The organism is Bradyrhizobium sp. UFLA05-125, assembly GCF_059803515.1.
This window is the reverse complement of record NZ_JBANBJ010000135.1, coordinates 1-10,093: the sequence shown is the minus strand read 5'-3', so window position 1 is coordinate 10,093 and position 10,093 is coordinate 1. Positions and strand designations below refer to the sequence as shown.

Below are 10,093 nucleotides of genomic sequence, written 5' to 3'. Positions count from 1 at the left end.
CTGGTAGCGGGTCTCGCGATGGCTTGACCGCCAAGTTCAGGTGAAACGATCGTGCCAGCTGGTCCACGGGTAACGACATAGCCCTCGCCGGCGAGCAGCGCGTAGGCGACATCGACCGTTCCACGCGCGGTTGCGAACTCTTGTGCAAGGCGCCGCGCCGACGGCAGGCGAGCGCCGGGCGGAAGCTGGCCATGTGTAATCGCGGTCCGAAAATGCTCATAGATCTGTCGATAGAGCGGGATGCTGTCGTCGCGCATGAGGACGACGCGACGCTTCTGAGGCACGCGGATCATGGCCTGGTCATTTTATCCCTTCTTGGCTCTGTCGACTAGACCATTGCAAGACTACCTCGCGTATCGGCACGCTGCCAAGCGATCAAAAAGGAGAAATGACATGAAGTCTGCCGTCAGCCGAAGGCAATTCAATCGCGGGTCCGTCATCTCGCTGCTGGCCACCACGGCCGCGACGTCGGTCGGAGGGGTGGCATCAGCACAGCAGCCCGCCGTGTCACGTGCTTCGACGAGACGCGATGTGATCAAACGGGAACTCCCGGGCGAGCCGTTGCGTGTCCTGTCGCTGGTCGAGGTAACGTATCCGCCGGGAGCTGGATCTCCGGTGCACCTCCACGCCAATGGCGTAATGGCATTCGTCGTGTCGGGAGCGATTACCTCCAAAGTCGGCGACGAGTCTGAGCAGACGTTCCACGCCGGAGACGCCTGGTGGGAACCTCCGGGAGCGATTCATCGAGTCTCGCGCAATGCCAGCCTCACCGAGCCGGCCACCTTGCTTGCGATCTACATCGCACCCAATGGCGCAACAGCAGCCGACCTCATGAAGCCGCTTTGACCATGACCAATACACACTTCGCCCGGTGTGCGTCGTCTCGAGCCGCTTCGCCGGCGAGCATGATGACACCGCTATTGGCGCTGATGTTTGCCGTTGCGGTGGGGGTCATTGTGCTCCCACTTTACGCGGCCCAGCCACTCATTAGCGCCATCGCCGCATCGTTCGGCCTTTCGCCGGGTGCGATGGGCTTGACGGCGAGCATGCCAATGGTCGGCTACGCCGCTGGACTGCTTCTGCTCGTCCCGCTAACCGATCTGCTTGAGATGCGACGCCCCATCCTGACGACACTTCTAGTAGGTACCGTTGCACTCGCGGCCGCGGCACTCGCGCCGTCGTCTTCAGTCTTTCTTCTGGCTGCGTTGGCATTTGGAGCGTCAGCCAGCGCGATTCAAATGCTGGTGCCGGCCGCCGCAAGCATGGTGCCGGAGGCTCAGCGCGGACGGGTCATCGGAAACGTCATGAGCGGCCTGATGATCGGAATCATCCTATCTCGCCCGCTGGCGAGCCTTGCGGCGGCGACCTTCGGTTGGCGCGTATCCTACGCGCTCGATGCGGTCGCTACTGCCGGTACTGTCATTGTGCTGTATCGCTTTCTGCCGCACCGCAAGCCTGGCAACCAGTTTCAAGCCTACGGCGCTCTGATCGCATCGCTTTGGCAGCTACTTGCGAAGGAGGCTGTGTTGCGTCGCCGCGTGACCTATCAAGCCCTCTGCATGGGTGCCTTTGGCATCTTCTGGACGGCCGTGGCGCTCCGACTGGAACAGCCTCCATTTGAGCTTGATCAAACCGGCATCGCCCTATTCACCCTGGCCGGCGTTGGTGGCGTTGTTGCAGCTCCTCTTGCGGGATGGGCAGGCGACCGCGGCTGGAACGCGCCGGCCACGCGGGCCGCTCATGCGGCAGTCGTTGTCGCTTCGATCCTGGCCGGGCTGGCCGGTGCTCCTTGGTTCGGCTTCGACCCGACCGCCCGGCCGGCATTGTCGCTGGCGCTTTTGGCCATGAGCGCCGTTGTGCTGGACCTCGGCGTGATCGGCGACCAGACGCTCGGTCGACGCGCGGTCAACTTGGTGAATCCGGAAGCACGCGGTCGGATCAATGGTCTCTATACAGGCATCTTCTTTCTCGGCGGTGCGATCGGCTCGCTGTTTGCCGGTATCGCTTCGGCTCCGTCCGGATGGACGTTTGTGTGTTCGATCGCCGCCGGATTCGGGATCACGGCGTTCATCTTGGCAGCGAGAGACCGCCGGTCTGAAATATCTCGCATGGAGGAGCAGCGATGAGGATATTCTTGGCAGGAGCAGCCGGCGCTATAGGCCGGAGGCTGGTTTCGCTATTGCTGGGAGCCGGGCATCACGTCGTCGGGACGACGCGCTCGACCGACAAAGCAGATCTATTGCAGGCCGCCGGTGTCGAACCCGTCGTGCTCGATATCTTTGATAGCGCAGTGCTAACTCATGCGGTATCAGCCGCGCGTCCCGACATCGTGATCCATCAGTTGACGGATCTCCCCCCAGGCCTCGATCCCAACCAAATGGCCGAAGGAACAAAGCGAAACGCTCGCATGCGCAGTGAAGGAACCCAAAGCCTTGTTTCCGCCACGCTCGCATCAGGCGCGCGCCGGCTCATCGCCCAAAGCATTGCCTGGATGTACGCGCCGGGACCGCAACCACACTCCGAGCAGGACCCGCTCGATACTGACGCGCGGGGGACGCGCGCAATCACGGTGGCCGGCGTCGTGACGCTTGAGCGGCTCGCCATTTCGTCACCGCCGATTGAGGGAATCGTCCTTCGCTACGGACACCTCTATGGGCCGAACACTGGAAGTGACATCGCTGGAGAGGTCCCGTCGCTGCATGTTGATGCGGCAGCTTCGGCTGCGCTGCTTGCGGTCGAGAAGACGCGCAAAGGTATCTTCAACATTGCAGAGCCAAGCGCTTACCTTTCCGTAGAGAAAGCACAACGCGAACTCGGATTTGATCCGCATTTCCGGCTGGATGCTTGAGTTCCCTAAGTATCCAATCGCAATTCGCCAAGGTCCGCTCCGCGTCTTTCGCGACTGAGCCCGGCAGTGTCGCTACCAATCGATGTCCGCTTCGGTCCCGACAGCGCCCGCATTTGTGCAGAAGCAGCAAATGACGCGAGGGGCCATTAGGCGACATCAGGATGGCGTCTCGTCGAAACCAGTTGGCCCCGTCGTCTGATCCGTCGTACAAGGTATGCAGCAGGCAGGGTTGCGGGCCATGGTGCAGGAGCGGCCGGTCCGGGTCGAGCGCAAGTTGTCAGCGATATTGGCCGCCGACGTGGCTGGCTACTCGCGGCTCATGCACAATGACGAAGAGGCTACGCATGCCAAACTGACTGTGCTCCTCGCGGACGCTGTTGCCCCGGCTATTGCCGATCACGGTGGCCGAATTGTCAAGAACACCGGGGACGGGTTCTTGGCGGAGTTTCCGAGCGCGGTCGAGGCGGTTCGGGCCGCTATGCAGTTCCAGACCTGCATCAACGACCTTACAATCGGTGATGTGGAAGATAGTCGCATTGCTTTGCGCGTCGGCATTAATGTCGGCGACGTGATTGTCGAGCCTCACGACATCTTTGGCGTCGGCGTAAATATTGCGGCGCGGCTTGAAAGCATCGCAGAACCCGGCAGCATCTGCATTTCGTCTACTGCCTACGACTATGTCCGCGGCAAGGTCGGCGTTGAGTTCGCCGATCTGGGTGAGCAGAACCTCAAAAACATCGCCCTTCCCGTGCGGGTCTATGCAGTGGTCCGGGATGGGTCGAGCGCGACGACACAGGCTGAGAGGGCGAGGCTAGGCCCGCTTTCACCCCCTCATCTTTCCATCGTTGTGCTGCCTTTCGCCAACCTCAGCGGCGATCCCGAGCAAGAGTACTTCGTGGATGGGGTGACCGAGAGCCTCACCACGGACTTGTCGCGCATCAATGGCGCGTTTGTGATTGCGCGCAACACCGCTTTCACGTTCAAGGGCAAACCCGTTGAGGTAAAGAAGCTGGGACGTGAGTTGAACGTCCGCTATGTGCTCGAAGGGTCGGTGCAGCGTGGCGACAACCGCCTCCGGGTGAACGTGCAACTGGTTGACGCCGAAACCGGCAACCACCTCTGGGCGGAGCGCTTTGACAAGCCCGTTGCCGACCTCTTTGACATGCAGGACGAAATCGTTTCGCGGCTAGCCAACTCATTAAATGCCGAACTCATTACCGCCGAGGCACGCCGAGCCGAGCGTTCATTGCATCCCAACTCGATGGATTTGTTTTTTCAGGGTAGGGCTTGGTGGAACAAGGGCTTAACCCCCCATCACATGGATCAAGCGCGCGGCTTTTTCGAGCGGGCAATTGAACTCGATGCGGCAAACATCGAGGCGGCGGTCGGTGTGGCGATGGTCGATGCGGCACTTGGGGCTGCCCTTATGACCGACGACTGTTCCGCAAGGTTGGCGGCGGCCGAGACGACCATCGCCAAGACGCTATCCCTCGCCCCGAACCACGCTTCGGCCCACGCACTTCTGGGGGTCATTCAGATGTATACTAAACGCGCGGCGCAGGGCATCGCTGAGTGCGAGCAGGCGTTGGCGCTGGATCGCAATTTGGCCGGCGCTCATGCTCTCATCGGGTACGCCAAATTTCTTCTTGGTCGCGGTTCGGAGACCGAAATTCATATCCACGAAGCGCTTCGCCTCTCACCTCGGGACGTCTTGGCCTCCCGGTGGTATCTAGTTATCGGCCTCGCCAAGAGGCAGCTCAATGCCGATGCCGAAGCAGTCGCCTGGCTGCGCCGGAGCCTTGACACAAACCGAAACTATTCCCTCGCGCATTTCCTTCTCGCGGCCGTGCTGGCGCGGCTCGGGGAACTGGACGAAGCGCGGGCTAAAGTGCAAGCGGGACTTGCGCTCGATCCAAGCTTCACCGTTCGCCGCTTTCGTGATGCCAGCAATGCACAGAGCGACAATCCGACCTTCCTCGCTGGACGCGACCGCGCGATTGAGGGCATGCGGTTGGCCGGGGTGCCGGAGGGCTGATGTCCGACTTGGGTCATTCGCAACTGGTTCAGCCGGCGGCAAGTCTGGGTGTGGTCCGCTATATCGCCCGAAACGGAAGCTCACGCCGTTTGTGTCATCGCCCGCTTACGCGTCCGGCCGGACGTCGGACGGAAAAAACATGTGTCAGTAGCCTGTACAGGTACCCGGTCACTTCCAATCCCGGCTGAGCGCCCCGGGGTCGCCCCCCTTCAGCGACAGCTGGCCACCGCCAGGGCCGTTCGACGGATGCGCATGGCAGTCTGGCCATCGGCGCGCCTGCGGCAGATGTCACCCAGTTGGGATCACCCTGTGGTTCTGCCCTCCTGCTTGATCTTGCTCGACCAGAACGTGGCGCAGTTGAGCATACCTTGCTTTGTAGCCGGGTTTGAACCACTTCAGTTCAGTTGGCCCTTCCGCCTCTTTGTCCCAAACAAACCAGGCATAGGCAGTCGTCCCACTACCTTTCCGCTCGGCACCGCTCGGGTAAAAGGTAATGCGCTCGCTGAAGACCCAAACGCGCGCGGGTGGCATCTTGGAAAAGATCGTATTCGCTCTGTTCGCGCCCTCTAAGAAGGCCAACCGCAATAGCAGGGCGAGCTTTCGCTTCGCCAGCTTGACGCCGCTCGCGACAAAACCCTTGGCGCAATTATAGGGCGGATTGGTGATGATGTTGTCGGTCGTCTGCTCTGCACGGAGAAAGTCAACGCCTACTTCTCCGTATCCACGATCGTACAAGTCCGAACTGCGAACAGGTTGGCCAGCCTGCTCCAGCACGCGGGACATGCTGCCATCGCCGCACGCGCACTCCCAAATTTCGCCGTCGAACTTTTCATTGTCGATCAATGCGAACGTTGCCCAAGCCGGCGTCGGGTAAAAGTCCGGTCCACCGAGGTCAGCGAACCTCTTCGTTGTCGGCTTGAAGCCGCCGTTCAGATCGTAAGTGAGATCGGTCACGCGACATCTCCTTGCTGGAATAGACAGAGCATCAGACTCGTTGATGTCGCAATTCCGCAAGCAGCTTCTGTGAGTCAAATTGACTCACCCCTTCCCCATGAAGCACTACGAGCTTCCGATGGCGGACCTGCTGGGCTCTTGGTCGCAATATCCAAATGCTCATCGAAATGGGAAATCTGCTCGGGCGTGTACTCATTAACTCGCAGATGTCCGATCTTGAGGGCTAAGCGGAAATATTCCGCTCGGTCAGAGTATTACCGGTTTTGACCCCGAGCGGACATCGGTCGGTCCATAGATTTGTACTGAAAAGCTATCTTGCTTGTGCGACCCTATCGTCGATTAAGCGGGCGCAGACATGTGGCGACGGAAATTCATTCTCGGTCTGGTTGGCGCGGTAGCATTCCCGCTGGCTGCTCGCGCCCAGACGCCAAACCGGATCTTCCGCCTTGGCCATCTTGCGAGGTTGGCGGACGCCGAAGCCCTTACCCGCCAGACAACCTTACCGGAACTTGCAAGGCTCGGCTTTGTTGAAGGCCGCAATCTCGTGTTCGATGCGCGTGTCGGCGAGCCGGATTTGATGCCGGCTCTAATGCGCGAGCTGCTCGCCGGCCAACCGGACGCCGTCGTCGCCATTGGCCCCGACGAACTAAGGGCTGCCGGCGCGGCCACTCGGATTGTGCCAATTATCTCTTTCGGTGTCGACCCGATTGAATTTGGTCTCGCCGCTAGTCACGCGCGGCCGGGAGGCAATGTTACCGGGGTCGTCATCCTGGCCGACGACCTTGAGGGCAAGCGACTTTCACTCTTGCTCGAGGCGATGCCTGGCCGCCGACGAATAGCAGCGCTGGTCCCGACCACAAGCGAGGCGAACGAGGCCGCAGTGCGGAAGGCGGCGGCAGGACTTGGGGTCGAATTACTTATATTTCCGACCGCCGCACTGAGCGATTACCCGGCTGCCTTTGCGGCCATGCAGGCCCAGGGTGCACAGGCATTGATAATCGCAGCGAACCCGGGATTTTTTCGGGATCGGAGCCAGCTGGCAGGTCTTGCTCTCGAAGCCCGGCTACCAACAGTGTGCGAATGGGCGGAAATGGCGCATGCGGGGTGTCTGATCGGATATGGCCCCAGCCGCATAGCGCTGCGTAAGCGAATGGCCGACCAGATTGCTCAGGTATTTCGCGGCGTCTCGCCCGGAGACATTCCGATCGAGCAGCCGACTGCATTTGAATTCAGCTTGAACCTAAAAATTGCCAAGTCGCTCGACCTCATTATCCCTTCCGTGGTGCTGACACGCGCCGACGAAGTGATCGAATAACGACTTCCGGATTTGGCCCATCAGCGACCTTGGGCAATGTCCGCTCTTCCGCCGCTGTTGGGGGTTGAGCGGATATCAGTCGGCCAAGCCGCTTACTGAGTACACGCCTAGCACTCAGGTGCCTCGCGGAAAATGATGTAGAAGACGTGCGACAATAACCGGTCCCGGTACCTTGGTCGCTCCAGTCCCGACTAATGCCCCCGGGTCCCCACTCCCTTCAGCCATAACTGTCCCGCGAGAGCCGCCAGCATAGCTACTCGCTCGATTGGGGTACCAGCGGCTTGCGAGCTTTGACCTGCAAAGTTAGACGTGACAGCGCTGAAACTAGCGGACGCTTTGCCAGTTACCTCCCTTGAGATGCCTCAATGGCGGCGTCATTCGTGCCGAATTTCACCTGTTGGCCCATGAGCGAAGTGACCACGCGCCTCGTCGAGGTTCGCTTATCGGAGCGCAGCGGACGAGAGTTGCTCACGTTGAGTTCTTCGCATTTTTGACTGGAAGTTCGGGTCGGTGTCGGGGTTTATCTTTCGTAACGCCTCCAATAACACTCCTTGGCCCTTTTCCCTTACAAGGCGCAAATGCAACTGCAATCGACACTGACCTGCCCCACATGCGGTCATCAGGCCACAGAGATGATGCCGACCGACGCCTGCCAGTACTTTTATGACTGCCCGGCTTGTGGAATACGGCTAAAGCCGAAGCACGGTGACTGCTGCGTATTCTGCTCATATGGGTCAGTGCCATGTCCGCCAATACAGGGACATAGCAAGGACAGATGCTGCAGCTAGAGCAGTCGCATTCGGCATCGCTTTGGATGTCGCCTCCTGAGGTCCGCTTAGTGGGACCAATGCGGACTAGATTTGCTCAAACTGAGTTCTTCATTTTGACCCTTAGCAGACATGTGGTTTGAAAGGATATATCAGCGTTCAGGACCAGAACTGATCCTCCCGCTGCTCATCGCCTTGATACTCGCGGAAGTCGGTCGCCTTTCCATTCTTCATCCGCCAGACGTGGACCTCTGGAAACGATGCAGAGAGCCCGTTTCGTTGTGCATTCACGGTGACCAAGGCGACAACGAGATCATCCTCAGCCAGCACATTGTGCACATCAATGCTAAACGCGCCTCCGGAAAGCTCCATCGTGCGTTGAAAGAAGCCTCCGATCTGATCGTGGCCGATATAGTCGCCTGACAGCGGACTATGACCGGGAACGTGCCATGAGATGCCCGCGTCGAAGGTCGCAAACACCGAAGGTATGTTTCCTTGCGCAAAGTCTTCGTAGGTCTTGCGAATGATCATCGAATTTGAATCGCTCATGCTGTCTCCTACGTAAGAGCTAACACTCCAATGGCTGTGACGAGTAGAACGGGAACTATAGCAGGCGCTGGGCCACCTCGAAATGTCTTCCCTTGGCCCTTCTGGTACCGGTACCTTGGTCGCTTCAATCCCGACTAATGCCCCCGGGTCCTCCCCTCCCGCGACGCTAGGCGGAGCGTGTGCTTACTGTTGCGCCGGGCGTGATGGGTAAGCGCCATGCACCGCAGCACACTGTGTGCAACGGTGCCGAACGTGCGGTTGATCACAGTGACTTCCGTTTCGATGGGCCAAATTTGGCTGATTTGCCATCGAACGACGGATATCCACATGACCGCAACTCGTATTAGCACCATCCACAAAATCGGCTTAATACTGGGTCTCACCCTTTCGATGTCGACCGTCGTGACTTCGTCGAGTCTTGCTTACAGCGCTAAGGCGCAGCAGATGTGCATGGGCGATGCCTTCCGCCTCTGCAGTGCAGAAATCCCAAATGTTTCACGGATCGTCGCTTGCATGAGGCGCAACAGGGCGAATCTCAGTCAGGGGTGCCGCTTGGTGATGGATCAGGAAGACACCGCAGCAACCAAGGCTAAACCTGCCCAGGCTGGCCCTGTGGAGCAGAGGCCGACCACTGCATCACGCGTTGAGCCGCCTGCAGCGACCGAGACGAAACCTGTCCAAACTGCGCCTCTCGAGCAGAAGCCAACCACCGCATCCCCCGTCGAGCAACCAGCGTCGAGCCCGGCGAAACCCGTTCAGGCTGCGCCGGTCGAACAAAAGCCGAGTACCACAACGCCGGTCGAAGTGAAGCCAGTCGAGGCAAAATCTGCCCCGAGAAGCAGGCCCTTGAAAATGGCTCAGCGCAAACAGAAACACCGCGAGCTGATCGTCGCACGGCAGGCCCATCACGAATTCAGAAAGGTCGCACGAGCCTTCGGATTCTCGCTTCCGATCCCGCTGGTCATCCAGTTCTACTGGTAGACAATCGCACAAGTGCGGCTACCCTTCGCCACTGCAAAGGGGACACCCGCCGATAACCGTTGTGGGTTATTCCTAACTGGTTCAACCAGCGGCAAGTCCGGGTGTCGTCCGCTATATCGCCCGAAGCGGAAGCTCACGCCGTTTGTGTCAGCGCCGCTGCCTGGGCCACCAGCCGGACGTCGGACATTCGTTGCGAACGAAAAAACATGTGTCAGTAACCTGTACAGGTACCCGGTCAATTTCACTCCTGGCTGAGCGCCCCTAACCGGTACCGGTACCTGATCGCTTTCAGTCCCGGCTGAGCGCCCCGGGGTCACCCACCCCCTCGGCGAGACAGCAGTCCACCGCCGGAGCCGTTCTGCGGACGCGCATGGCGGCTTGGCCATCCAGAATGCGGCTGATGTCACCCAGCGCGCTCTCCAGAAGCTGGCTTCCCCTTAACTCGCAGATGTCCGATCTGAGGGCTAAGCGGAAATATTCCGCTCGGTTAGAGCATTACCGGTTTTGACCCGGAGCGGTCATTAATTGCCCGTGGCTCCATCGCTGCCATGCATTTTGGGGAGCCGCCGCGCCAAGCTTGGCCCGACGCTTCGGTCCCGTTGATTTGCATCAAAATTGCCCTTCGCAGACTGTGATATTCATAA

At 59.6% G+C, this 10,093-nt stretch carries 10 protein-coding genes; 7 read left to right on the top strand and 3 right to left on the bottom strand.

All coding sequences use genetic code 11. The features are described 5' to 3' along the window. A partial coding sequence (locus tag SO156_RS44945) for a GntR family transcriptional regulator (protein ID WP_498539336.1) occupies positions 1-293 on the bottom strand: 293 nt, incomplete at its 3' end. A 100-nt stretch (positions 294-393) separates the two neighbouring features. On the opposite strand from SO156_RS44945, the gene SO156_RS44940 reads away from it, so the two are divergent. From SO156_RS44940 to SO156_RS44925, 4 genes are all read left to right on the top strand, one after another. Further along, positions 394-846 (top strand): cupin domain-containing protein, encoded by a 453-nt coding sequence (locus SO156_RS44940; protein WP_498539335.1) that lies wholly within the window; start codon positions 394-396, stop codon positions 844-846. Between the two features lie 59 nt (positions 847-905). Next, positions 906-2,126, top strand: a complete 1,221-nt coding sequence (locus tag SO156_RS44935) for an MFS transporter (RefSeq protein ID WP_498539334.1) — start codon at positions 906-908, stop codon at positions 2,124-2,126. Between the two features lie 8 nt (positions 2,127-2,134). Then, positions 2,135-2,848, top strand: a complete 714-nt coding sequence (locus tag SO156_RS44930) for an NAD-dependent epimerase/dehydratase family protein (protein WP_498539333.1) — start codon at positions 2,135-2,137, stop codon at positions 2,846-2,848. Between the two features lie 238 nt (positions 2,849-3,086). Continuing rightward, positions 3,087-4,883, top strand: coding sequence for an adenylate/guanylate cyclase domain-containing protein (locus SO156_RS44925; RefSeq protein ID WP_458144976.1), 1,797 nt, complete (start codon positions 3,087-3,089; stop codon positions 4,881-4,883). A 288-nt stretch (positions 4,884-5,171) separates the two neighbouring features. Here the strand turns inward: SO156_RS44925 and SO156_RS44920 are convergent, their stop codons facing one another. Beyond that, positions 5,172-5,837, bottom strand: a complete 666-nt coding sequence (locus SO156_RS44920; protein WP_498539332.1) for a hypothetical protein — start codon at positions 5,835-5,837, stop codon at positions 5,172-5,174. Between the two features lie 355 nt (positions 5,838-6,192). On the opposite strand from SO156_RS44920, the gene SO156_RS44915 reads away from it, so the two are divergent. Both SO156_RS44915 and SO156_RS44910 read left to right on the top strand, forming a co-directional pair. Next, positions 6,193-7,152 (top strand): ABC transporter substrate-binding protein, encoded by a 960-nt coding sequence (locus tag SO156_RS44915; RefSeq protein ID WP_498539331.1) that lies wholly within the window; start codon positions 6,193-6,195, stop codon positions 7,150-7,152. A gap of 578 nt (positions 7,153-7,730) precedes the next feature. Beyond that, entirely contained in the window at positions 7,731-7,940 is a 210-nt protein-coding gene (locus tag SO156_RS44910) for a GDCCVxC domain-containing (seleno)protein (RefSeq protein WP_498539330.1), read from the top strand. Positions 7,941-8,078: 138 nt separating this feature from the next. Here SO156_RS44910 and SO156_RS44905 read toward each other — a convergent pair whose 3' ends face one another. Continuing rightward, positions 8,079-8,468 carry a nuclear transport factor 2 family protein gene (locus SO156_RS44905; protein ID WP_458144972.1) on the bottom strand — a complete coding sequence of 130 codons (390 nt, stop codon included), beginning with the start codon at positions 8,466-8,468 and terminating at the stop codon, positions 8,079-8,081. Positions 8,469-8,795: 327 nt separating this feature from the next. On the opposite strand from SO156_RS44905, the gene SO156_RS44900 reads away from it, so the two are divergent. Then, positions 8,796-9,449, top strand: coding sequence for a hypothetical protein (locus SO156_RS44900; RefSeq protein ID WP_498539329.1), 654 nt, complete (start codon positions 8,796-8,798; stop codon positions 9,447-9,449). Positions 9,450-10,093 lie beyond the last annotated feature (644 nt).